25 protein-coding genes and 1 tRNA gene are annotated in these 24319 nt (G+C 54.6%); 9 read left to right on the forward strand and 17 right to left on the reverse strand.

Annotated features, from left to right (window positions below):
• The first annotated feature begins 19 nt into the window (after positions 1 to 19).
• The 4 genes from WC612_04690 (at position 20) to WC612_04705 (ending at position 4429) form a co-directional block, all read left to right on the forward strand.
• On the forward strand, positions 20 to 886 hold the full coding sequence (locus WC612_04690) for a transporter substrate-binding domain-containing protein (protein ID MFA6280068.1): 867 nt from the start codon (positions 20 to 22) through the stop codon (positions 884 to 886).
• A gap of 285 nt (positions 887 to 1171) precedes the next feature.
• Complete coding sequence (gene lon, locus WC612_04695; protein MFA6280069.1) at positions 1172 to 3589, forward strand: endopeptidase La; 2418 nt, start codon at positions 1172 to 1174, stop codon at positions 3587 to 3589.
• Positions 3590 to 3869: 280 nt separating this feature from the next.
• The gene (locus WC612_04700) at positions 3870 to 4169 is read left to right on the forward strand and encodes an HU family DNA-binding protein (GenBank protein MFA6280070.1); all 300 of its coding nucleotides are present in this window, start codon (positions 3870 to 3872) and stop codon (positions 4167 to 4169) included.
• 185 nt (positions 4170 to 4354) lie between these two features.
• Positions 4355 to 4429 (forward strand) — tRNA-Val (locus tag WC612_04705).
• Between the two features lie 391 nt (positions 4430 to 4820).
• Here the strand turns inward: WC612_04705 and WC612_04710 are convergent.
• The 16 genes from WC612_04710 to WC612_04785 form a co-directional block, all read right to left on the reverse strand.
• A complete protein-coding gene (locus tag WC612_04710; GenBank protein MFA6280071.1) occupies positions 4821 to 5486 on the reverse strand; it encodes a hypothetical protein in 666 nt (221 codons plus the stop codon).
• Between the two features lie 391 nt (positions 5487 to 5877).
• Positions 5878 to 6954, reverse strand: a complete 1077-nt coding sequence (gene alr, locus WC612_04715) for an alanine racemase (GenBank protein ID MFA6280072.1) — start codon at positions 6952 to 6954, stop codon at positions 5878 to 5880.
• A gap of 134 nt (positions 6955 to 7088) precedes the next feature.
• Positions 7089 to 7577, reverse strand: coding sequence for a peptidoglycan-associated lipoprotein Pal (gene pal / locus WC612_04720; GenBank protein MFA6280073.1), 489 nt, complete (start codon positions 7575 to 7577; stop codon positions 7089 to 7091).
• A 398-nt stretch (positions 7578 to 7975) separates the two neighbouring features.
• Positions 7976 to 9313: a Tol-Pal system beta propeller repeat protein TolB gene (gene tolB / locus WC612_04725; GenBank protein ID MFA6280074.1), complete on the reverse strand. Its 1338-nt coding sequence runs from the start codon at positions 9311 to 9313 to the stop codon at positions 7976 to 7978.
• A complete protein-coding gene (locus tag WC612_04730) occupies positions 9310 to 10158 on the reverse strand; it encodes a hypothetical protein (GenBank protein ID MFA6280075.1) in 849 nt (282 codons plus the stop codon). The genes tolB and WC612_04730 overlap by 4 nt, the downstream gene beginning before the upstream one ends.
• A gap of 13 nt (positions 10159 to 10171) precedes the next feature.
• Positions 10172 to 10618: a four helix bundle protein gene (locus tag WC612_04735; protein MFA6280076.1), complete on the reverse strand. Its 447-nt coding sequence runs from the start codon at positions 10616 to 10618 to the stop codon at positions 10172 to 10174.
• Positions 10615 to 11070, reverse strand: coding sequence for a protein TolR (gene tolR / locus WC612_04740; GenBank protein MFA6280077.1), 456 nt, complete (start codon positions 11068 to 11070; stop codon positions 10615 to 10617). The genes WC612_04735 and tolR overlap by 4 nt, the downstream gene beginning before the upstream one ends.
• A gap of 14 nt (positions 11071 to 11084) precedes the next feature.
• Positions 11085 to 11813, reverse strand: a complete 729-nt coding sequence (gene tolQ / locus WC612_04745) for a protein TolQ (GenBank protein ID MFA6280078.1) — start codon at positions 11811 to 11813, stop codon at positions 11085 to 11087.
• A 179-nt stretch (positions 11814 to 11992) separates the two neighbouring features.
• The gene (gene ybgC / locus WC612_04750) at positions 11993 to 12418 is read right to left on the reverse strand and encodes a tol-pal system-associated acyl-CoA thioesterase (GenBank protein ID MFA6280079.1); all 426 of its coding nucleotides are present in this window, start codon (positions 12416 to 12418) and stop codon (positions 11993 to 11995) included.
• A gap of 4 nt (positions 12419 to 12422) precedes the next feature.
• Positions 12423 to 13301: a transporter substrate-binding domain-containing protein gene (locus WC612_04755; GenBank protein ID MFA6280080.1), complete on the reverse strand. Its 879-nt coding sequence runs from the start codon at positions 13299 to 13301 to the stop codon at positions 12423 to 12425.
• Positions 13302 to 13367: 66 nt separating this feature from the next.
• Complete coding sequence (locus WC612_04760; GenBank protein MFA6280081.1) at positions 13368 to 14237, reverse strand: transporter substrate-binding domain-containing protein; 870 nt, start codon at positions 14235 to 14237, stop codon at positions 13368 to 13370.
• On the reverse strand, positions 14234 to 15130 hold the full coding sequence (locus tag WC612_04765; protein MFA6280082.1) for a transporter substrate-binding domain-containing protein: 897 nt from the start codon (positions 15128 to 15130) through the stop codon (positions 14234 to 14236). The genes WC612_04760 and WC612_04765 overlap by 4 nt, the downstream gene beginning before the upstream one ends.
• A gap of 12 nt (positions 15131 to 15142) precedes the next feature.
• Positions 15143 to 16201, reverse strand: a complete 1059-nt coding sequence (gene ruvB / locus WC612_04770; protein ID MFA6280083.1) for a Holliday junction branch migration DNA helicase RuvB — start codon at positions 16199 to 16201, stop codon at positions 15143 to 15145.
• Positions 16198 to 16821, reverse strand: coding sequence for a Holliday junction branch migration protein RuvA (gene ruvA / locus WC612_04775; GenBank protein ID MFA6280084.1), 624 nt, complete (start codon positions 16819 to 16821; stop codon positions 16198 to 16200). Before ruvA ends, ruvB begins: the two co-directional genes overlap by 4 nt.
• Entirely contained in the window at positions 16818 to 17342 is a 525-nt protein-coding gene (gene ruvC / locus WC612_04780; protein ID MFA6280085.1) for a crossover junction endodeoxyribonuclease RuvC, read from the reverse strand. The genes ruvA and ruvC overlap by 4 nt, the downstream gene beginning before the upstream one ends.
• A gap of 141 nt (positions 17343 to 17483) precedes the next feature.
• Positions 17484 to 17642, reverse strand: a complete 159-nt coding sequence (locus WC612_04785; GenBank protein MFA6280086.1) for a hypothetical protein — start codon at positions 17640 to 17642, stop codon at positions 17484 to 17486.
• Positions 17643 to 18046: 404 nt separating this feature from the next.
• Between WC612_04785 and WC612_04790 the strand changes: the two genes are divergently transcribed.
• Together WC612_04790 and WC612_04795 are read left to right on the forward strand one after the other, a co-directional pair.
• Entirely contained in the window at positions 18047 to 18499 is a 453-nt protein-coding gene (locus WC612_04790; GenBank protein ID MFA6280087.1) for an NfeD family protein, read from the forward strand.
• A 5-nt stretch (positions 18500 to 18504) separates the two neighbouring features.
• Positions 18505 to 19365 (forward strand): SPFH domain-containing protein, encoded by an 861-nt coding sequence (locus tag WC612_04795; protein ID MFA6280088.1) that lies wholly within the window; start codon positions 18505 to 18507, stop codon positions 19363 to 19365.
• 107 nt (positions 19366 to 19472) lie between these two features.
• On the opposite strand, the gene WC612_04800 is transcribed toward WC612_04795, so the two are convergent.
• The gene (locus WC612_04800; GenBank protein MFA6280089.1) at positions 19473 to 20477 is read right to left on the reverse strand and encodes a hypothetical protein; all 1005 of its coding nucleotides are present in this window, start codon (positions 20475 to 20477) and stop codon (positions 19473 to 19475) included.
• A gap of 527 nt (positions 20478 to 21004) precedes the next feature.
• On the opposite strand from WC612_04800, the gene tsaD reads away from it, so the two are divergent.
• The 3 genes from tsaD (at position 21005) to WC612_04815 (ending at position 24295) form a co-directional block, all read left to right on the forward strand.
• Complete coding sequence (gene tsaD / locus WC612_04805) at positions 21005 to 22411, forward strand: tRNA (adenosine(37)-N6)-threonylcarbamoyltransferase complex transferase subunit TsaD (GenBank protein MFA6280090.1); 1407 nt, start codon at positions 21005 to 21007, stop codon at positions 22409 to 22411.
• Positions 22408 to 23412 (forward strand): NAD(P)H-dependent glycerol-3-phosphate dehydrogenase, encoded by a 1005-nt coding sequence (locus WC612_04810; GenBank protein MFA6280091.1) that lies wholly within the window; start codon positions 22408 to 22410, stop codon positions 23410 to 23412. The genes tsaD and WC612_04810 overlap by 4 nt, the downstream gene beginning before the upstream one ends.
• Before the next feature lie 109 nt (positions 23413 to 23521).
• Positions 23522 to 24295: a hypothetical protein gene (locus WC612_04815; protein ID MFA6280092.1), complete on the forward strand. Its 774-nt coding sequence runs from the start codon at positions 23522 to 23524 to the stop codon at positions 24293 to 24295.
• The last annotated feature ends 24 nt before the right edge of the window (positions 24296 to 24319 follow it).

Here is a 24319-nt window from a genome sequence, read left to right on the forward strand (position 1 = left end):
AAACAAAGGTACAAGCCACATGAAAAACAAACTTTCATTATTGGCTGTGGTCTTGGCGGCTCTTGCGCTGGTTGTTTCCCTTGGGCAGCCCAAAACGGTAGGGACAATAACAGCCAAAAAAGAAACAGCCTTTGAGCGCGTCATGCGTACGCGCACACTGCGTTGCGCTTATTCGGTGTGGCCCCCCTATCTTATGATCGACCCGAACACAAAGCAGATTAGCGGCTTTGATCATGATATTATGGAAGCCATTGGCAAAGCGGCCAATCTTAAAATTGAATGGAAAGATGAAGTTGGATTTGGAAACTTTCCTGAACAGCTAAGCAGTGGCAAAGACGATGCGTTTTGTGTCACGGTTTGGGTTAGCGCCATGCGCGCCCAGCGGGTTGAATTAACAACATCCCCAGATTATGCCTCGCTTTATGCTTATGTGCGTGAGGGTGATACGCGTTTCGATAACACCCTTAATTCTCTAAATAATGAGAGTGCCACGATTGCCCTTGTGGATGGCAGCACGCAAAAGGCCGTTGCGGATGGCTCTTTCCCTAAGGCCAAGCAATATGCCTTGCCCGGCGATTCAGATGGATCTCAAGTTCTCATGGCGTTGGCGTCCGGCAAAGGTGATGTTATTTTTGCTGATGAGTTTATTGTGCATGAATACAACAGCCACAATGCCGATAAGCCACTGAGGCGGGTTGCCGGAGCGGCGGCTGTTCGTGTTTTCGGCAATGCCTTTAGCGTAGCTAAAGGCGAATGGGAGCTGCGCGACCTTTTAAATGCTGCCCTGACAGAGCTGCAAGGAGCCGGAATCATCGATCGTATTCTCAGTAAATATGAGGTTACGTCCGGTGCCATTCTTCGCGCTGCGCCCTCTTACGCAAAATAGTGTTTGCCTCTAGGTGTCGTTCACGCCGAGCCTAAGGCGGCCGAAGCCAGCGCTTAAGCTTCTTTAAGAGAGCCTTGTTGCGACAGGGTCCTTAAGGGCTTGGTTAATGAGGTGTGCTCAAAATTATTCCTTTTTGAGCCTTGGCCGCTCCTTGAAAGTCAGGCCGCGAGACACCAAATCAACGGCAGGTTATTCTGCCTTCTTTTTCCTATTTTTTTAGGGGCGATTCAGGCATGATCACAAAGTGATTTGGGGTGATTTGCGCCCTTTGAAAGGATGATGTCCATGGTTGTTTCTTCTCCTGCAGGGGCCCTTTACCCCGTCCTGCCACTCCGCGATATCGTTGTGTTTCCCCACATGATCGTCCCGCTGTTCGTGGGCCGTGAGAAATCCGTGCGGGCGCTCGAAGACGTGATGCAAGAAGACAAGCATATCCTGCTGCTGACCCAAAAGGACGCCTCGCAGGACGATCCCACGCAGAACGATTTGTATCTGCAAGGCACAATTGGCACGGTTTTACAGCTGTTGAAGCTGCCTGATGGCACGGTCAAAGTGCTGGTGGAGGGCGGGCAGCGCGCGCGCGTCGTGCGCTTTACGGAAACCCCCGATTTCTTTCAGGCCTTTGCCGAACCCATTGAGGAATACACGGGCGATAAGCCTGAGCTGGACGCGCTCTCGCGCGGCGTTGTCTCGCAGTTTGAGCAATACATCAAGCTGAACAAGAAAATCCCGCCAGAGGTCATGGTTACGCTGGGGCAGATTGATGATCCCGCGCGTCTTGCGGATACCATCGCTTCGCATTTGGCGCTGAAAATTGCCGAGAAACAGGCTCTCTTAGAGATCACGTCCGTTAATGATCGCTTGGAAAAAATCTTTGGCCATATGGAAGGTGAGATTGGCGTTTTGCAGGTTGAAAAGCGCATCCGCACCCGCGTCAAAAAGCAGATGGAGAAGACGCAGCGCGAGTACTATTTGAATGAGCAGATGAAGGCCATTCAAAAGGAACTGGGCGAGGGCGAAGACGGCAAGGACGAATGCTCTGAGCTGGAAGCCAAGATCAAAGAAACCAAGATGACCAAGGAGGCCAGCGAAAAGGCTTTGAGCGAGCTGAAAAAGCTGCGCTCGATGTCGCCGATGTCGGCGGAAGCCACGGTGGTGCGTAACTACCTTGACTGGATGCTGGGCATTCCTTGGCAAAAGCGCACCAAGACGCGCCGCAACATCAAAGAAGCGCAAAAGATTTTGGACGTTGATCACTTTGGCCTTGAAAAGGTCAAGGAGCGCATCCTTGAGTATCTGGCGGTGCAGCAGCGCCAAGGCAAGCTGAAAGGCCCCATCCTGTGCCTCGTTGGCCCTCCGGGTGTTGGTAAAACCTCGCTGGGCAAGTCCATCGCGCGCGCGACGGGACGCACTTTTGTGCGCATGTCGCTGGGCGGCGTGCGTGATGAGTCCGAAATCCGAGGCCATCGCCGCACCTATATCGGCTCGATGCCCGGCAAGATCGTGCAGGGTATGAAGAAGGCCAAGGCCTCGAACCCGCTTTTCCTTTTGGATGAGGTGGACAAGCTTGGCTCTGACTGGCGCGGCGATCCATCCTCGGCTTTGCTAGAGGTGTTGGATCCCGAACAGAACAACACTTTCAACGATCACTATCTAGAGGTCGATTACGATTTGTCGGACGTGCTTTTTGTTTGCACCGCCAACTCGCTGAAAATGCCTCAGCCGCTCCTTGATCGCATGGAGATCATCCGCCTGTCGGGCTATACCGAGGACGAGAAAATCGAAATCGCGCAGCGCCATTTGCTGGCGAAGGTGATGAAGGAACATGGCTTGAAAAAGACCGAGTTCTCTATCTCTGAAGACGCGCTTCGCGATATCGTGCGTTACTACACCCGTGAGGCAGGCGTGCGTAGCCTTGAGCGTGAAATGGCGACCTTGGCGCGTAAGGCGATCAAAGAAATCCTTGTCAAGACGACCAAGACGATTCACATCACGCGCCGCAATATCGAAAAGTATTTGGGCGTCAAAAGGTTCCGTTTCGGCGAGGTTGAGGCCGATGATTTGGTCGGCGTGACCACGGGTCTTGCGTGGACGGAAGTGGGCGGCGAGCTTCTCTCAATTGAAGCGGTGGCGCTTCCGGGGAAGGGCAAGATCACGATCACGGGCAAGTTGGGCGACGTGATGCGCGAATCCGTGCAGGCGGCGGAAAGCTATGTCAAGGCGCGCGCGGCGCAGTTCGGTATCGCACAAAGCATTCTGGAAAAGCGCGACATCCATGTCCACGTTCCCGAAGGCGCGACGCCTAAGGACGGCCCCAGCGCGGGCGTGGCGATGGTGACGTCCATTGTCTCGGTCCTCACGGGTATTCCTATCCATAAGGACGTGGCGATGACGGGCGAGATCACGCTGCGCGGGCGCGTGCTCCCCATCGGCGGGCTTAAGGAAAAACTGCTGGCGGCGCTTCGCGGCGGCCTGACCACCGTTTGCATCCCCAAGGAGAACGAGCGTGATCTGGCCGAGATCCCCGACAACGTCAAGAAGGGGCTTAAGATCATCTTTATCGCGACGGTGGATGAGGTTTTGAAGGTTGCCCTTATGCGGCCTCTTGTTCCCGTGGTGTGGGAAGACGACAGCGTCCTTGCCGACAAAGCGCTTGCCACCACGAAAGAAAAACCTGCGGAAGGCAAAGGCCTGCGTCATTGAAGCTTGTCCACGAACGTCTTTTTTGTGTGAAGAACGGCGTGGATTAATTTGATTTTCCTGTGTTTTTTCTCATCGCACGGCGATTGCGCGTGAGGGGAAGGGGGCGCATGGCCATAAAAAAGGGCAGAAAAGCTTGCTTTTTTAACCTTTCCAAGGATTGACACATAAAACCAACAGCGCCTAGAGTCTTCCCTATAAAAGGCGTCGCTGCAGGATTTGAAGGCTTAGGCTAAAAATCTTGGTGCAAGGGCCGCACTCTAACGAAGGGGAGAACACCGCCGTGAACAAGAACGAATTTATCGCCGCTGTCGCTGACAGTAAGGCGCTGGCCAAGCTGGATCTGTCCAAGACCGCCGTGGCCACCATCATCGATGCTGTACTTGACACGATTGAGGGTTCCTTGAAGAAGGGCGACGAAGTTCGCCTCGTCGGGTTTGGTAATTTCTATGTTGCCAAACGTGCCGCTTCCAAGGGCCGCAACCCACGCACGGGTGAGCCTATTGCGATCAAGGCGTCCAAGTTGCCCAAGTTTCGCGCGGGCAAGCAGTTGAAGGACACTGTTAACGGCGTCAAGAAATAAGCCTGTTTAAAACGGTAGGAAAAAGCGTTCCACGGATCCCCTTTGCGAAAGCAGGCGGGATCCGTGGCCGTTTTGGCGGTTGGTTAGGGGGATAAGGCTTAAGACAAGTTTTTGGATTCAAAGTCCAAAACGAACGAAATAAAGCTGTATTTCTTCTCAAAGTTTGCTAACAAGGACGCGGGTAGGGGCAGTTAGCTCAGCGGTAGAGCATCTCGTTTACACCGAGAGGGTCGGGGGTTCGAAACCCTCACTGCCTACCAAAACAAAAGGGAAGCCAATTGGCTTCCCTTTTGTTTTGGTAGGCAGTGAGGATTGCCGAAGCCCATAAGGGGGTTCGATGACGAGCCATTCAAAAAGCGCCCGCGAACGCGTACGCGGGCGCACAAAATATAAAAGCATGGCGAAGACACCGCGCCGCCGCAAAGCGGCAAGCGAAACCCTCACTGCCTACCAATAAAAAACCGACCCTTTGGGTCGGTTTTTTATTGGTTAGATTTGGGTGTTTTGAACCCCCGAGGAAGGGGGCGACAACAAGCTGTTCATTGACGATGCGCGGACGTGTACGCGCATCGGACAAAGAAAAAGAACAGCGCAGTTGCCACGAGCCGCGCTCCGCGCGGCGAAGTAAAACCCTCACTGCCATTATGCAAACTATCGTAAGCCAAACAAAGGCTTTGAAAAACTGAGTGTGGAAGATGCTGCTTGGCGTCCAGGGGCACACATTCGCAACCCTAGAGAATTTTTCTTCGGTTGTATGGCGTGTGGAGCAAAACCACCATCGGCTCGGATTTCATTGCACAGAACGTCGCAACTTTTTGTCGTTACAAGTCGAATGCGTTCGGGTGATATCTCGGTAAAACACAAGACCTCCGGTATATGATGGGAAAGCTTTTGTTTAATGTAGGAGGATAAGTGAACTGAGCTATTCCAGTAGTCCCTTTTTGTCTTCATCAGCGTTGCTTCATCGGTTTCATTTTTCCCCCGATACTCTGCCCTTATATTTGGCGAATAATCGGCAACGCGGACATCATCGCTAGAAGAAAGGGTTATCTCAAGCAGTGAGATTGTTTCCCCAATATCTCGTAAGACTGTTTCAAGTAGCGGTTCGTCATAATGAAAAGTATTCTCACACCAGCTGTGATCCATGGGGTCTAAAAGACCAAAAACTGCCCCTTCGGTTGCCTCTGGCAAACCCATAGCATACCCCAATGAAAGTGAAATGACGCGCTTCTTAGGCACAAGACCTGCCTTGGCATTATCTCTGTTTCCAAAAATCTGGGTTAACCGCTCTGCATTTGTATAATGATAAAATTTCATGCATTAATATTATCAGAACAGTTTGAAAGTAATTACTAAAATCGATCAGGAAGCTAAGTCGTACCCCAGAATTTTGGTTCGTATCTATATAGTTAGCAAGCCTTGCTTCTACCCAATAGCATTGATTCTATTAAACCATCTTTCCTTTTATACCGAGAGGGTCGGGGGGCGACAACAATCTCTGCAAAAAAAAGGGCATAGCACCGCACTGCCTACCAAACAAGAACGGCCTAGCTGCCCCCCCCGCCCATTAGACATCTTGCATAACCTTTAAAAATCATGTCATGCCCGCGAAGGCGGGCATCCAGAGGTTTCAATACCCAAGTTTATCGCCCAGTCCTCTGGATCCCCGCCTGCGCGGGGATGACAGAGAATGGGTTATGCAAGAGGTCTATTGATATTCCCGCGCTACGCGGGGGCCAAGGCTGGTCATGATTTCATAGGCGATGGTGTGGGCTTCGGCGGCTATGGCATCGATGGTGCGGTGAGGGCCAATGAGGGTTGCCTCGGCGCCGATAGGGGTTGCCGCTTCGGGAACAGCCGTCACATCAATCGTAATCAAATCCATCGAGATGCGCCCGACGATGGGTGCAAGGTGCTGCCCGATCATCACGCTCCCTTTGTTGCTCAGCGCGCGGTGATACCCGTCGGCATAGCCCATCGCCAGCGTGGCAATCCGTCCTTGACGCGGCACAGTATAGGACGCGCCATAGCCCACGGTCATAACCGCGTCCACGGGGCGAACCTGCACGATGGGGGCGCGAAGCTCCAGCACAGGGCGCATGGGGTTAGGAAGGTGCGGGGTCGGGTTGCCGCCATACAGCGCAAGACCCGGACGGACAAGGTCGAACAGATAATCTGTGCCCCAAAAAATTCCCGATGAATTACACAGGCTAACGGGCGCGGGTGGTAAACGCCGCAGGATGGCTTTCATCTTTTCCAACTGCTGCGGCGTCATGGGGCTGGTCACATCGTCGGCACAGGCGAAATGGCTGACCCAAGCTTTGATGGCGAGGCTCTCTAGCAATTCCGGATGGTCGGCCAAATGGTCTTGCTCTTGCGGCGAGAGGCCAAGGCGGTTCATGCCCGTATCAAGATGGATCATCGCCTCAAGCCGCATTTCCTTTTTCCGCGCCAAGGCCGTCCATGCCTTCAGCGCGGGAAGCGAATTGATCATGGGCGTAATCTGTGCGGCGAGGGCTTCTTCCTCATGGACGGGATCGATGCCGTGAAGGGCGATGATGGTGGCGTCTTGGATGGCTTCGCGCAAGGTCAAGGCTTCTTCCACGCTTGCGGTGAAGAACGTCTGGCATCCCGCTTGGCGTAGCGCACGCGCGATGGGGATCATGCCAAGGCCATAGGCATTCGCCTTCACTGCCGCGCCGACAGAGGCGGGAGCGGCTCGGCGCTGCAAAAAGCGGTAGTTTTCGAGCAAGGCATCAAGATTGATAAGGGCGCGAGGAGTCATGGCCGCCAGCATAAAGGGAAAGAATCTTCCTTGGCAAGGGGCGCATGGAAGCGGGCAACAAAAAAGGCCGCACCCCCGAAAGGATGCGGCCTCTTTTTGTTAGGCCTTAGCTATAAAGCCAAGGGCGCTAAACCTTACTGCGCAATCACAGAAACAGCGCGGCGGTTTTGAGCCCAAGCGGCTTCGTTGCTGCCCAGAACGGCAGGACGTTCCTTGCCATAGCTAACCGTCTTGACGCGGCTGGCGTCGATGCCAGAAGCAACAAGGTAGTTCTTGGCGGCTGTCGCGCGACGTTCACCCAAAGCAAGGTTGTATTCGCGTGTGCCACGTTCGTCGGCATGGCCTTCCATCGTGATCGAAACCGCAGGATACTTCTTCATCCAAGCGGATTGACGATCCAATGTGGCGCTAGCCTCAGAGGTCAGATCGGACTTGTCAAAGCCGAAGAAAACGCGGTCGCCAACGTTGACAACCAAATCTTCTTGCGTGCCGGGACGTGCAACGCCCATCTTGCCACCAGCGCCGTTGCCGTTGGCATCAGCAGAACCGTCGTCAACACCCGTCGTATCGCAAGCCGAAACCATAACGAGTGCCGCCATTAGACACAGAAACTTTTTAAACATGGTCTTCTCCCTTTGTGAACCTCTGGCGGAGTGGGGCAAAAAAGTCCGACTTTTCTGCCTTGGCCGAGATGATTGTGATTGTTGTTGAAGATTGCTTGCGGGAACCCGCTTACAACCCATGACCTTGCCCCCTTCTTGTCAGAAGAACTTTCTGATGAAAGAAAAGCAACAAAACCGAGACCAAGTTAACTCTTGGGGTCGCGGGAATCAAGGGGCGTGTTTCTTGATTAGGAAATAAAGAATAAACCGCTAAGAGTGAGTGGCCAAATCGCCACAGAAAGTGGCAGAAATGCCTGAATTGTGGCACAAGGCTGTGTGCTCTGCCACAATTGTGCCTTAAAAGAAAAAGCCGCCCCTCTTTTAAGGGACGGCTTTTTCTTTTTACAAAAGATGATTCCTTACGGAATCAGCGGTGACCAAGCGGGGTCAGAGGCATCCATCGGCGTGGGAACCTCGCGCTCATTATAGCCCGTCAGATCAATGCTATAGAGCTTGGCGCTCTTGCCGCGTCCCCCCGGCCCTGTTGGCAGATCCTTGAAGTACATCAAGACGCGGCCGTTGGGGGCCCATGTGGGGCCTTCGACGTGATAGGCCTCGGTCAGCAAGCGCTCGCCCGTTCCATCGGGGCGCATGACGCCGATATAGAAGCGGCCTCCATGCTGCTTGGTGAAGGCGATCAAATCACCGCGAGGCGACCAGACCGGCGTGGCATAACGGCCCTCGCCAAAGCTGATGCGCTTCACGTCGCTGCCGTTTGCCGACATCGTGTAGATTTGCTGGCTGCCGCCGCGATCCGATTCAAAGGTAATGCGGTTGCCATCGGGGGCATAGCTTGGCCCCGTATTGATGGACGGGTGGCTTGTCAGCTGCGTGGTTTTGCGCGAGCGCAAATCCATCGTGTAGATGTCCGAGTTGCCCCCCTTCGACAGCGAGAAGATCACCTTATTGCCACCGGGCGCAAAGCGCGGGGCAAAGGTCATGTTCTCGAAATCGCCCAAGACTTCCTGCCGTCCGCTATCGATATTGAACAGGTACACGCGGGGGCGGTTGTTATAGTACGCCATATAGGTGATTTCTTGAAGCGTAGGTGAGAAGCGCGGCGTCAGGACAAGGGCGCGACCATCGCTGAGAAGGCGGTGGTTTTCGCCATCCTGATCCATGATGGCCAGACGCTTAACGCGGGCTGTGCCGGGGCCGCTTTCCGCAATATAAACGATGCGCGTGTCAAAGTAACCGTCTTCGCCCGTGATACGTTTATAGATCGCATCCGCGACAATGTGCGCGACGCGCCGCCAGTTGTTGGGAATGGTGAAATAGGCAAGACCCGTCATTTGTTGTTCGCCGAAAACGTCCCACAGACGGAACTCGACTTTCAAACGGCCATCGGCTTGCGCCTCAATGCGTCCGACGACAAGAGATTGAGCGTTCAAAACGCGCCAATCGGCAAAGCGTGGCGCAACCAAAAGGGAATCGCGATCCTGAATAAAGGATTTGGGATCAACGGCAGAGAAAAGGCCAGAGCGTACCAAATCCGCCGACACCACCTTGGCAATATCGCGGCCAAACTGGGCTTCGTTGCCGCCCGCGCCGTAAAAGGCGGGGATGGCGATGGGGATGGGCTCCACCACGCCGCGCGTGATGTCGATGCGAACCTCGGCCTTGGCGGGCGCGGCCGCCAGAAGCGGTAGGAGGAAAGCGAAAAGAGCAAGAACGCGGTTGGTTTTGTTCATGGTCATAACATGTCCCTTGGGTCAAAATTAAAGCGGATGGTTTTCCATTGCTCGTATTGATCGGGCGGTAGGTCGAGTGGCGTGCATTTCGGATGATGAAGCGCGCGCATGGCGGCCTCGGCAGCGGCGCGGAAGTGTGAATCAGTTGCCATGCGCACCTTGTCCACCACTTCAGCTGTGCGGACTGTACGATCCTCGTTCACTTCAATCAAGACCTCAACGATCAATTCTTGCGCGTTACGCGCGCCGATGGGCATGTTCCAGCACCCGCTGATTTGGCGGCGCAAAGAATCCTCTTGGCTGATCGTCAGGCGGTCGGACAACGCGGGGCCTTGGTTGCTGGCCGCGCCTGTCTGGGCCGCACCATCGTTTTTCTTGACGTCGGGGCGGGCATCCTCAGTCTTGGGGGCCGCAGGTTTTAATTTAGCGACGTTTTTCAAGACGCTAGCCAAAGGATCCACCTGCGGCTGTTGCTTGGCAACTTCCTTGGGCGGCGTTGGCGGCGTGGGCTTGGTGGAAGGCTTGGGAAGGGCGGCATCATCAGGCGCAGGCACATCCTTGGCGGCTGGCTTGGGCGGCTCCACAGGCTTGGGCGGCTCTGGCTCCTTGACTTCGGGCGCAGGCGCGGGTTTGGGGGGCGCGGTTTTCGCGGCCTCTTGCTCTTCAGTGTCCTTGATACGGGTGTTGGTAATCGCGCCAATCTCGACGATATCGACGGGAACAGGCCGCCACGGCGGCGCGGGTGGCGGCTTGAAAAAGCTGGGGATGCCAAAATACAAAACAAGCATCGCCCCGACATGCAAGGATGTCGAGATAATGATTGGTGTTTGTAGATTTTCTTGGCGGGTCATCAGGGGACAGAGTTCAGAGTTCAGAGTTCAGGGAAGGAGAGAGCTTCTTTTCTAGACCAGCGAGCAATCCGTTAATCATTTTTTCGATTTCAGAGAGTTCACTTATCAAACAAGATATATCGTGTTCCGGCGCATAACCCAATTGTTCTGCAATCATAATTTGTGTCTCAAGTTCAGCCGCCGAACCATACGAGATATTTGTAAACCGGATAAACTCTCGCGTTGTTCTTTTTGCGTGGCCTTCGGCCAAATTGGAAGGTATGGATATGGCCGCGCGACGCATCTGGCTTGTCAAACAATACAATTCTTCTTTAGGAAATGTTTTCGTCAGACGATAGACCTTGACGACAAAGTCCATTGATCTTTTCCAGACAGCTAGATTTTTGTGCCCCATCCCAAGCGTGCGACATGGCTGATTCCCTGAGCTCTGAACTCTGATCTCTGAACTCTGATCTCTCATTTCTTCTTCCCCCTCGTCGGCTCTGGCGTGGGCAGCTCAGCGACAAGGGCAACCTTGGAAAAACCAGCGGCGTTGATGGTTCCCATGACTTCCATGATGCGGCCATAGGCGACGCCCCTATCGCCGCGCACAAAGATGCGGGCATCGGGATTGGACCCTGTAATGGCTTTCAGCTTGGCGACCAGATCGTCCAGCTCAGACTTGGATTCCTGCAGGTACACGTTGCCTTTCGAGTCGATAGAGATAACCAAAGGCTCCTTATCCTGCCGCACCGATTGCGCTTGCGCCTTGGGCAAATCCACGGGAACGGCGACGGTCAGCAAGGGCGCTGTCACCATAAACACGATCAGCAAAACCAGCATCACGTCCACAAGCGGCGTGACGTTGATATCCGCCATGGGGCGATAGCCGCCGCGCCGTCCGCGCCGGTGGCCGCCTCCGCCAGATTGCATGGTTCCGCCCGCCATTAGTTTTCTTCCATGTTGCGCGACAGGGTCGCCATAAAGTCGTTGGCGAAGTTTTCAAGCCGTGCGCCATAGCGACCAATCTCGGTTGAGAACTTGTTATAGGCTGCCGTGGCGGGGATGGCGGCGACAAGGCCGATGGCCGTGGCCAAAAGGGCTTCGGCAATACCGGGAGCGACAACGGCGAGGCTGGTGTTTTGTGCCGCCGCGATGCCGATAAAGCTTCGCATTATGCCCCAAACCGTGCCGAAAAGACCGATAAACGGCGCGACCGAGCTAACGGACGCCAAAAAGGTCATCCATGTTTCGATGAGCGCCATCTCGCGCCCGATGGTGACTTGCAGCACGCGGTCGATGCGGTTTTGAATGCTGGTGCGGCCTTGCGGCGTGGCGAGGAGGCCCTTATCGTTCGCGCTGCGCCATTCCTTCATGCCCGCGACGAAAACGGCCTGCATAGGATCGGCGGGGCGCTTGATTTTCTCGTACAGCATATCAAGGGAGCCAGCCGACCAGAAACGCTCTTCAAAAAACTCGGCGCGGTTTTTAAGACGCGATATTTTTGAGATTTTGTCAAAGATCAAAGCCCAAGTGAAAACGGAAATGCACAAAAGGCCAAGCATCACGGCTTTGCCGACCAGATCCGAATGGCCAAAGAGGCCAAACAGCGACATATCAAGCGGCGCGACCGATCCGGCCAGTTTAACGGTATCAACAATAGGTTGTGGGTCCATCGGGTTTTAGCTCCTTGTCGTATTACTAGAAATTCGTCATCCCCGCGAAAGCGGGGATCCAGAGGACTGGGGAATTAACTTAGGTGTTAAACCCACTGGATTCCCGCCCCCTTTTTTTCGCCCGCCGCACAGGCGGCGGGACGAGGGCGCGGGAATGACACTGTGCAAATTGATTCAAATCACCCCATAAACCCCTCAAGCTTTTGCCGCCAATCGGGGGGCAAGCGCAAGACCTTTCCGTCATGTGTAACGGTAACTAGTGTCACTTTTATGGCAACGAGGGTTTCTTCGCCACGCTTTATATTTTGGGTCATGGTCAGGCTCGCGCCGCCCAAACGATCCAAAGAAGTCGTTACGGTTAGCCAATCATCAAGCCGAGCAGGGGCTTTGTAGTCCGCCTCAAGGTGTCGCACGACGAAAAGAGGATCATCCGCCGTCCACAAAGCGCCTTCCCGCCCCGTGACGACCCGCAAAAACTCCGTCCGCGCCCGCTCGGCAAAGGCCAGATAGCGGGCATAGTACACGACCCCGCCCGCATCGGTGTCCTCATAATAGACGCGCAGGGGGAGTTCAAATACGAGATTTGGGAGGGGGAGTTTTTTCATATGGTTAGTGTTGGCTTAATTTATAGGCGGGGGCAACGTGTAACAACGAATCTGCTCCATCTTTATACCGATATAGAATATTTTCAATCTGGCCGCTGTCGAGCAGTTCTTGTGTGGCCGTATTCAGCATTCTGCGCAGTTTATCCTGCCCTTGAGCAAGAGCAATAGTGTTGCCAAACACGCGAAGGGGGGCTTGCGCAAGCACACGGCGAATCTTTCTGGGATTGTGATCCATGAACATCTTGGCCGTTGCGCGGTCGGTAATGAAAACATCCGCCTTTTTCGTTATCAGCGACATGAAGGCATCTGATGGAGCGGTCATTTGTGAAAGCTGAAGCATTTTTGCTTTTGGAAAGTCATTTGTCGCGACCATACCACCAACTTCGCCATCAATCGCAATGATGGTAACTGATGGATCGTTAATTGTCTTAATGTCGTTGTCGAACCGTTTGTCCTCCGCACGAACGTATATATCTTGGGCTATAAAATATATTGGGTTTGTAAAATCAACCTGTCGAGCCCGTGAAGCATTAGGCCAGACCGAAACGCATTCGGCATCGATCCGTCCTGTTTCCAAAGCGACCGGAAAATCTCCCGTTCCCGTTTCTTCCGCCCACTCAATTTTGATGTGAAGCGCTGTCCCAAGCGCAGCCATGTAATCATAGAACAATCCTGACATTATCCCCGTTGTCGGGTCTTTCGCGATAAAGGGTGGCCAAACAACGTAACCACACCGCAGCGTGTTGGTTCTTATCACTCTCTCATACGCGGATTCTTTTGGCGCGGCGGTTGTCGTGGTGGCGGGGCGCAGCGCAAAGTTTTGGATGCCCAGTGCGATCACAACGGCGAGAAGGATAGTCCCAAAAGTTGAATGGTGTTTCATCAAAGTTTCTTCCGTTTGTTTTGATGGGGGCGTGGGGTGCCTTCCTCGTAAAGGCGTAAGGGGCGCCTAGATTCTCGGTTTAGGGGAAATGATGCCTTTCCCATAGTCTTTGCCTGTTTCCGTTTTTAGTATCCTGTCGACAACGCCGTTGTCGATTAAATCATACAAGGACGCATTGATGACGTTCATTAAGGCCGTTTCGTGAATGCCCACGGCGATGACGCCCGAAAGGGTATTAAGAGGGCGCATAAGCTGCACTTGTCGAAGCGCCGTCGCCTTATTGTTTTCATTGTAGAGGGACAGGTTGCTGGGGCCGCTGATCGTAAGGTCAGCCTTCTTCATCGCGACATCAAGGAAAAGCTGATCCTCGCCGCCTACAGTGCCGCGATAAACAAGTGTGGCCTTGGGGAAAAAGCGCTTGGCGATGGCTTCCGAAAGGTCGCCCATGTTCACTTCGATCTTGATGTCGGGACGATTGATGCTGTCGGGATTATTGTCAAAGCGCGTATCGTTTTTGCGAACATAGGCTTCGATGGCTCCATAGGAGAAGGGGGTTGAGCCAAGAAGAACACGTCCGCGTGCCGGTGTCATGGCCATGCCTGTGCAAAAGGCGTCGGCTTTGCCTGTTTGAAGTGTCGGCGTGATGTCGCCAAAATCAATTTCCGGCCCCCATACGACATTAAGGCCTGTGGCCTTTTCAACCTCGGCCATAAGAGCGGGTGCAATTCCGCCCAGTTTGCCTGTGTTTGGGTCTTTGCTGATAAAGGGCGGGTAGAGGGCGTAGGCGCAACGCAGCGTGTTGGTGCGCATCACCCGATCATACGCGGATTCTTTGGACGCGCTTGCCGTGGTGGCGGGCCGCAGCGCAAAGTTCTGGATGCCCAGTGCGATCACAACGGAGATCAAGATAGTCCAGATTGCAGATTGGTTTTTCATCGAATTTCCTTTCGTTCATCTTGATAAGGCCGCGCGATGGCCTGATAGTGTTTTCCGGCGATCAGGCCGTTCTTTGTCAAAATCTGTTCAACAACGCCAAAATCCAATAAATCGCTGATGATTTTATCAAGGGTATTTGCCCAAACGATATCGTCAACTTTTGTGCCGAAAAGTGTGAGTCCAAGTGTAATAAGAGGCTTGTTGTCCCAGCTCACCTTTTTCAGGGAATTAGGGTTATAATCCAGAAACCGTGTTGCTGTTAGTTGCTCAGAAACGGTTGCATCATCTTTGCCGTTCTTTACATCCATAAGAACCTGTCCTGCTCCCAGTATCGCGGGCAGGCTGTTGTGATGGGCTTGGGGAAAAAGTGTCGTAGCGAAATACCGCGCCGCCGATCCATCCAAGGATAGTATAGACGTATCTGGTTTGTTCAGAATATCGCGCGAGGCGTTAAACCGGTTATCTTTCGGGCGAACATAAATGTCGAAACTGGCATACAAAACAGGCGCGGCAAAGTGTGCCAGAGGCCTTAAAAAAGGCCCCGGAATAAGGGGACCACAAACGGCATCGACTTTGTCGGAATTAGCAAGCGAACCGAAGTCGTCGAAAGACGCTTCCTGTTGCCACACGATTTCCGCGCCCAACGCCTCCCCCACCTTGTTGATAATATCGACAAACGCACCGCTCATAGCGCCCGTGTTGGGATTGCGTTCAATAAGCGACGGCCAAATCCAATAAGCGCACCGCATTTTCTTAGTGCGCATAACGTGATCAAGGGTGGATTCTTTGGACGCGGCGGTTGTTGAAGGGCTTGGTCGCAACAAAAGATTCTGCACGCCCAGTGCAATTACAACGGCAATAAGAATGGTCCAAATGGCAGAGTGGTTTTTCATGGCGGGCCTCTTCTATTCTTCTTCTTCAGTTTCACTAAACAAAAGATTGGTCTGGATTGTCTTCGGCACTGTCAGTCCCAGATGCTTGTACCCCGTTTCAGTCATCATGCGGCCACGCGGCGTGCGTTGAAGGAGTCCTTGCTGGATTAGGTAGGGCTCAATCACTTCCTCCAGCACGTCGCGCTGTTCGGACAGGGCGGCGGCGAGCGTTTCAACGCCCACGGGGCCGCCTGTGTAATGCTCGGCAATCATGCTCAAATAGCGGCGGTCCATCGCGTCAAAGCCGCGCCCGTCCACCTCAAGGCGCATAAGCGCTTGGTCGGCCAGCGCGGCATCGATGGCTGTGGCCTTTGCCACAGCGGCGAAATCGCGCACGCGCCGCAACAGGCGCCCCGCCACGCGCGGCGTGCCGCGTGAGCGCTTGGCAATCTCATTCGCGCCGTCTTGCGTGATGGCCAGCGCCAGCTTGGTGGCGGCGCGGTTGACGATGAGCGCTAATTCCTCGACGGAATAAAACTGCAGCCGCAAAGGAATGCCAAAGCGCTCACGCAAAGGCCGCGTGATCAAACCGCTGCGCGTCGTCGCGCCGATAAGGGTAAAGGGCGGAAGGTCAATCTTGATCGAACGGGCGGCAGGCCCCTCGCCGATCATCAGGTCAAGCTGGAAGTCCTCCATCGCAGGATACAGAATTTCCTCAACGGCGGGGGAGAGGCGGTGAATCTCGTCGATAAACAGAACGTCGTGGGGCTGCAGGTTTGTCAGCAGCGCGGCAAGGTCGCCTGCGCGGGCGATCACCGGCCCCGATGTGCCGCGAAAGCCAACGCCCAGCTCATGTGCGACGATTTGCGCCAGCGTCGTTTTGCCGAGGCCGGGCGGGCCAAAGAACAGGACGTGATCCATCGCCTGTCCGCGTCCTTTGGCGGCGTCGATAAACACGCGCAGATTGCCGCGCAACGTTTCCTGTCCGATAAAGTCGGTCAGCTTATCGGGGCGTAGCGCGACATCGTGTGCGGTGGCCTCATGCGGCACTTGTGTCGGCGTGATCAAGCGGTCAGGGGGAGGGGATGTCATGCGGTTCCTTGCCTGTTAGACAGTTCAGCCAGCGCGGTGCGGATCAGCGCGTCGATCCGTGCGTCCGCGCCCAGCTTTTCATAGGCGGCCGAGACGGCGGCAAAGGCTTCCATTCGGCGATAGCCAAGGTTGAGCAGCGCGGAAAGCGCATCGTCGGCCACGCCGCCTTGGGGTAGGGCGGCGACTTTCGATGCGCCCAGTGAGGCGGGCAGCGCCAGATGGGCGACCTTGTCTTTTAGCTCGGTTACAATGCGAAGACCTAGCTTTGGCCCCACGCCATCGGCGGCGGTCAGTGCCGTCTTGTCGCCGGAGGCAATCGCGCCGATCAACCGTTCGGGGGACAGGATGCCAAGGATGGCCAGCGCGACTTTCGCGCCGACGCCTTGCACGGTGGTGAGGAGGCGGAACCAACCCTGTTCATTCACCTCGGCAAAGCCGAAGAGATTGATGGCGTCCTCGCGCACCTGCGTCTCGATCCATAGCGCGGCGGTGTCGCCGACCTCGCCCGCTAGGCGCAACGTGTGCGCCGAGACGGATACCAAATAGCCAACGCCCTGCACGTCAAGGATCAGGTGCGTGCCGTCGATTCTTTCGATCCGTCCTGTCAGTTTACCGATCATGCGGGCGAGCCTTCCCCTAAATGCTGAATGCCAAATGCTGAATGCTTTTTATGATGCGCATGACAAATGGCGATGGCAAGGGCATCGGCAGCGTCAGGAACTAACTTCCCCGTTTGGGGCAAAAGAAGGTTGATCATCGCCTGAATCTGGCCTTTGTCCGCGTGGCCAAAGCCTGTGACCGTTTGTTTGATGGTGTTGGCGGAATACTCGGCGACGGCCAGCCCGGCCAAAGCCGCCGTCAGCATGGCCGCGCCCCGCGCCTGCCCCAGTTTAAGGGCCGAGGCCGCGTTTTTGTTGACAAAGGTTTCCTCAATCGCGGCCTCATCGGGCGTATGGGCGGCGATGATTTGATTAAGCCCTTCCGCCAGAACCTTAAGCCGCTCGGCCATCGGCAAGGTCGGGTCGGGATTAATCCGCCCCGCCGCCAGAAAGGACAGGCGGTTATCCTCTTGCCGGATCACGCCCCATCCCGTGTGGCGCAGGCCCGGATCAATCCCCAAGATGCAGCGAATCACTTTCATAAAAGAGAGGATAGGCGGTTTGCTCCGTGGGGGCAAAAGAAGAACAAAGAAGAATAAAATAAAAGAGGGCAAAAAAACACCGCCGCAGGGAGGTCATCGCTGCGGCGGCGGGTAGGGCGGGGATTCCCGCCTGAATGACGCTTAGATATGAAGTTGTTTTGGATTAAGCCTTTGTCCTTTTTTGCCCGCATGAGGCTGTGAGGAGCTGGGAGAAACAAACTCACGCGCTGCGCGTTGAAAGGGCGTTTTTGAGGGCAGCTTGAAATCCGGTTGGATTCCGCCGTGAAATAAACTTGTCATCTTAAACCTCCCTTCCGGCACGAAGCCGGAGAATTATCCATTGAACTCGACTATGCCCCCATCATAGCGCGAAAAGGTTAGGATTGGGTTGATCTTGGATAAAATACCGGCTTTCTTTTCTTGGCAATTTGTTTACCATAAGGGTGGAAGGGATGGATTGCGGCGAAAGTGTTTCTTGCCGTTTTATTCTAGCCCTACCCTTTTAGCGTCATCCCGTACGAAGAGATGCGTGAGCATCGCGTAGATACGGGACCCAGTTGAAAGCTGTTGTATTCTGTAAGCACCTTTAAATATCGTCCCCAGTCCTCTGGGTCCCGCATCTTCGCCTAGCGCTTCGCGCAAGGCTTCGCGCGGGATGACGAAAGGAAGACGTTCCCTGAACCCTGAACTTTTAGGACATTTGCATGATCGATCTTTTCTGGTGGCACTGGGCGCTTGTCGGGTTTGGCTTTATTCTGGCCGAGCTTTTGCTGCCCGCCTTTGTCCTGATTTGGTTTGGTCTTGGCGGCTTTTTGGTGATGGCCGCGCTGCTGCTTTTGTCCTCGCTTTCTCTCGCCGCGCAATTGCTGGTCTGGACTCTCTCATCGATTGGTATGATGCTGCTCTGGTTCCGCGTTTTCAGGCGCGGGAGCCATAAAAGCCTTATTGGCCGTTCCTCGGCCAACCTTGTGGGCGAGATTGGCATGATCGCGGAAGGGGTCGCGCCGTTCAAAGCGGGCAAAGTGCGTTTCCAAAAACCTATCGTTGGCTCTGATCTGTGGGACTGCATGGCTGACGAAGAAATCATCGCGGGCACGCGCGTGCGCGTCGAAAGCGTCGAAGGTAACTCTGTCATTGTCAAAAAACTGGAAGGATAACCGCCATGAACCCCTCACTGATTTTCGTTATTGCGCTTTTCATTTTTGTGTTTGTCACGTTGGCGAAGGGTATCCGCATCGTCCCGCAGGGCGAGGAGTGGATTATCGAGCGCCTTGGCAAATACAATGAAACCTTTATGCCTGGCCTGAACATCATGATCCCCTATATCGACCGCGTGTCGCAACGGGTGGTGACCAAGGACGTGCTGCTTGACGTGCAGGAACAGGAAGTGATCACGAAGGATAACGCCGTGATCCTGACAAATGCGATTGCCTTTGTGAAGGTGACCGATCCGGTTAAGGCCGTGTACGGCGTCGTCGATTTTGCGGGCGCGATCCGCTATCTGATTATGACCACGTTGCGTTCGATTGTGGGCGAGATGGAACTTGATCAAGCGCTGTCCTCCCGCGATCAGATCAAGACGCGCCTTCGCGAGTCCATTGCCGACGAGGTTCTGGATTGGGGCCTGACCGTTCGCTCGGTTGAGATTCAGGACATCAAACCTTCGCCTACTATGCAAAAGGCGATGGAGCTGCAAGCCTCAGCCGAGCGCGAACGTAAGGCGACGGTGACGAAGGCCGAAGGCGATAAGCAGGCCGCGATTTTGCAAGCGGAAGCGCGGCTGGAATCCTCGCGCCGCGATGCGGAGGCACAGATTGTTCTGGCCGATGCCTCGGCGAAGGCGATTCAAATGGTCATGCAGGCCTCTGCCGGAGCCGACACCTCGCTCGCCTATTTGCTGGGCGAGAAATACATTCGCTCGATGGAGAAAATGGCGACCTCGCAAAATGCCAAAACGATCCTTTTGCCCGCCGATATCCAGGATACCGTGCGCGGCCTGATGGGGCGGATGAGAGGGGCGTAAAAGGCTCTTTTATCCTTCCAAACGCCTATTTTCATGCCCATGCCGTAGGGCGTTAGGGCAACAGGCGCCTGCTTAATGAAAGCGAAGACGGCGTGGCCGTTCGCTCGTCATTGAGTAAGAATTCTCGGCGCAAAGTAATGGGCAGCGCTGGCAAGAAAGCCTGTGGAATGTACGGGGGGAAGGCTTGGCTGTTCTGGTTGCGGCTTGGTCAGCGGGAGCATAATGGCTAGCGCAGACCCGTACCTGTCTTGAACAGCCTTGATGGATTTAGCTTTTTCAATTTCATTCATAACCTTATCGGCCTCCTTGGCAGACATGACCCCTTGAACCGACCGATAGACTTGTTCGCGTTCGTTGTTGCTAAAAGGGTTGCCAATATGCTGATCCAAGGTTTGGCGCACATCCTTATACCCCTCTCCCACAATACGAAAGTTAGGCGTGTTTTTTGTTTCGGCGATAACCGTATAGGCGTTATAAAAATCACGTGCCGTAAGAGTGCCTGATACCTTTGGATTATCCTCCATATTTCGAAGCATGGATACCACGTCGAATTGTGATGTGGTTTCGTTTGCGGAGGACATCGTCACCACGGTTGATCCCTTGGGCAGCGCGTTTGCGCTGGGAAGGCCAGAGCCTGAATGACAAGGCAAAACGACCAGATCGACAGGGTTACCCCTTGCCGCATGCGCGACTGTTTTATAAAAGATATCGCCGTCCATGGTGTTGTACCCATCGTTATAGAAAACGAATTTGCCGTTTATTATATCGCCATGAGCCATCATAACGATCGTGGTGTGGTCATTAATAATGTCAGGTTTTTCTAAGCTTTCTTTAATTTCCTTTAAGCTGAGTGGGTCGGAACCATTCCCGATGACAACTGTTTTTGCGCCGACGGACGTGAATGTGCCTTCGGTGAGGTCTGTAAAGACTTTTCCAAAGAAGGCATTAGGCATGGAAATAAGGACGATGTCATGGATCTGCGCAGCGAGATCGGCTTGGGCCTTCGGCGCCATGACTGTTGTGCCTTTGACAGCGCAACCTGAGGCAACAGCCGTCAAAGAAAGCGCGATGAGCTTAAACACAAAAGATTTAACATTATAATTTATTGTCACAAGCGATTGGCCTTATATTTCTTGTAAAAACACGAAGCAATGGGTTGGTTTATCCAGACAGACACGTGTAAAAACTATCGACATAATGTCTTTAGCTAAAAAACATGTTCCCGTATACTACCATAATACCCGTACGAAAAAAATACATTCATCCGCCTTCGCTGCTACGGCGTGACGGGAGGCGCGAAGAGAAAGTTTTCTGGGATGACGGAAGACGGAAATTTGAGATTGAGTTTCTTCCCTTTGAACGCCTTTTTCACCCCCAAGAACCGACGTCGGCCAGACCCGTCCTTTAGAATGCCTTTTGCGGGCGTTTTAAGGGGTGCTGGACGCGCTATCTTGACCCTTCCGCTACCACCCTAGCGCAGGAATTTACCCCCTCTCAAATTGCCTTAAAACACACAGAAACGCTATGCCTTTTTGGGTTCGAAACAACCCAAAAATTAACCATAACGCTCCCTTCTTTTCGCATAGGGATGACAAGGCGGGGAGGCTATGCGAAAAGGTTGTCTTAAGGGAGAAACCATTTGCTCGTTCTCGGCATAGAAACCAGTTGTGATGAAACGGCGTGCGGCATCGTGACCGATCAGGGCGCGGGGCAGGCGCGTGTTCTGGCGCATGTTGTGGCGACGCAGTTTGACGAGCATCGCCCCTATGGCGGCGTCGTGCCGGAAATCGCGGCGCGTGCGCACTTGGGCAAAATCGATGAGGTCGTGCGCCGCGCTTTGTCGGATGCGAACGTGACGTTGGATCAAATTGACGGTATCGCGGCGACGTGCGGGCCGGGCCTTATCGGTGGCGTGATGGTCGGCGCGATGACGGGCAAGGCTTTGGCCGCCGTGTCGGGCAAGCCGTTTATCGCGATCAATCATCTTGAGGCGCATGCGCTGACCGCGCGGCTCACGCATGACGTGCCGTTTCCCTATCTGCTGCTTTTGGTGTCGGGCGGGCATTGCCAGCTTGCGCTCGCCGAGGGCGTGGGGCGCTTTCGCCGCCTTGGCACGACGCTGGATGATGCGGTGGGCGAGTGCTTTGATAAAAGCGCGAAGCTGCTGGGCCTTGGCTATCCGGGCGGGCCTCTTTTAGAAAAAGCAGCGGCAGGTGGCAATCCCAAGGCCTTTGATCTGCCGCGCCCGATGATGGGGCGCGAGGGCTGCGACTTTTCTTTTTCCGGCCTAAAGACGGCGGTGCGTCTGGCGGTGGATGCGCAGAAAAAAATTATTCCATCGTCAGAAGATGATGCATGGTGTGAAACAAAAACAACACCGTCATTCCGGCGACCTGTCGCGCCGAAGCTGCGAAGCAGCGTAGGGGGAAAGCCGGAATCCAGCTGCGCCGCGTCCGCGGCGCAAGAGAGCCTTTTGCCTCGCGGACGCTCGGCGCTGGATCCCGCTTTTCAGCGGGATGACGCGTGTGTTAGGGACAACAAAACGCCCAAGCCTTTGTCCGAAACCTTTGTGGCCAATATGGCCGCCAGCCTGCAGGCCGCGATTGCGGCGATCCTTGTGGATCGTACACGGCATGCGTTTAAGGCGGTGGAAGGGATATCCGACAACAATCCCGTCACTCCCGCGAAAGCGGGAGTCCCGTTTGTTTTAACAAGTAAACGGGATCCCCGCTTTGCCCTTTCGCCCGCCGCAAGAGCGGCGGGACGAGGGCGCGGGGATGACGAAAAAGAGTTAAGTCAGCCCGTTACGGCTCTTGTGGTGGGCGGCGGCGTGGCGGCGAACGAGGCCATTCGCACGGCGCTCACGGCGCTGGCCGCCGAAAACGGCGTGCCTTTTCTTGCGCCGCCGGTTTCCCTTTGTACCGATAACGGCGTGATGATAGCATGGGCGGGGCTTGAGCGCTTGCGCCTTGGCCTTACCGACGGGCTTGATTTCCGCGCACGGCCACGGTGGCCTCTGGATGAGATGAAAAAGGAAACAGCATGACTCAATTTCAGCATTTTGGCGTGATCGGTGGCGGCGCGTGGGGCACGGCGCTGGCGCAAGCGCTTATCCGCGCGGGGCGCGACGTGACGCTTTGGGCGCGTGAGGCCGAGGTGGTGGATGCCATCAACAACGCTCATGAAAATTCTGTTTATCTGCCCAACGTGCCGTTGGATGAAAAGCTGAAAGCCACCGCCGATCTGGCCGTGCTTGGTGCGTGCGAGGCGTGGCTGTTGGTCACGCCCGTACAGCATACGCGGGGCGTGTGTGCGCAACTTGATGCCGTTGCTGCTTCACGTTCCATCCCCATCGTGCTTTGCTCCAAGGGCATAGAGATGGGCACGCTGAAATTCCCTTCGACCGTGGTGAGCGAGGCTCTGGCGGGGCAACCCGTCGCGGTGTTGTCGGGGCCAAGTTTTGCTCTTGAGGTTGCCAAGGACATGCCGACGGCGGTGACGTTGGCGTGTGAGGACGAAGCGTTGGGCGCGGCGCTGTGCCAAGCGATTAGCTCTCGCACCTTTCGCCCCTATGGCAGCGCGGATGTGCTGGGCGCACAAATAGGGGGCGCGATTAAGAATGTGCTGGCCGTGGCGACGGGCATTGCATCGGGTTGCGGCATGGGCGAAGACGCTCGCGCCGCCCTGATCACGCGCGGCCTTGCCGAGATGATGCGTCTTGGCGCGGCCTTGGGCGCGAAGGCCGAAACGCTGATGGGGCTGTCGGGCCTTGGCGATCTGGTTTTAACCTGCTCCTCCACGCAATCGCGCAATATGTCGCTGGGCATGGCCTTGGGGCAGGGGCGCAAGCTGGCCGACATTTTGGCCGAGCGTAAAAGCGTGGCTGAGGGCGTGCCCACGGCAGCCTCGGCGGCGGCGCTGGCGCAGCTTAAGGGCGTGGATATGCCGATTGTGCAGGCCGTGGACGCCATCTTGAACAAAGGCGCGCGCGTGGACGACGTCATCGCGGGCCTTCTGGCAAGACCGCTGAAGGCGGAGAGAAGTTAACAAAACTTCTATGGTTAACGGGTGACGAAAGTATTTAGTTGTCTCTAAAATTTGATAATGTGCCTCCCTCAATCAGTTTTGTTTGAATTATTGCCAACGGAGAAAAAACATGAGTGCTCTTAATAATTTTTCTGAAATCGAAATTGTTGCGATTGATAACCAAAATCGTGCGGGCGGCAATGGCCGCCTGAATGGTATTCTTGGGCATTTTAACAAGAAGCACAAGACAGAACTCCAAAGGTACGGGCGTGATGTTGTAAAGAAAACGCTTATCCCACCTAGCTCATCGGATGGGAAAAACCCGATCAAAATGATTAAGGCTAACGTTGGCATGGGATGTAGGATTTCCTCGACTATTGATAACGCGATTTGGCTTAGTCGTGAACTTGCCTTTGCACCCGTTCAGTTTGATTTTAACGGGGAAACAATTACGGTTAAAGGGAAAGACCGTCCTCAAGAAATTGTACAGCAGAGGAATGAAGCACAGGCTAAAGCCCGCAAGCTCTATCAAGCTGAACGCGAGGCTTACGATAAATCGCTTGAAGGAATCTGGGATCGGGAGCGAGAAGAAGCTAAGCGCCTAGCGCGTAAAGAGCTGTTGGCTAAAGCACAGATCGTTATTGATCGCACCACTCTTGAAATTACCGACAATAAGGCATGGGCAACGCGTGTTCAATCCGACAAAGAGTCGATGTACAAAGGCGGTATTACGCGGTTCGCCGAGCGTTGGGGTAAGCTGATGCAAGCTTCTTTGAGAACATTGGACAGAAAAGATGGCCACACATTCGAGAGTATTGCCAAGGCAACGGAGCGTTTGGCGGATGATAGAGTCAATTCAGGGCACGTGTATAATTGTGCCGTCGCGCAATTGGCGTCTTCTTAGGTCTTCGGCGAACAACTTCGAAAG

The sequence above is a fragment of the Bdellovibrionales bacterium genome, assembly GCA_041662785.1.
Classification (GTDB): Bacteria; Pseudomonadota; Alphaproteobacteria; order UBA9219; family UBA9219; genus UBA8914.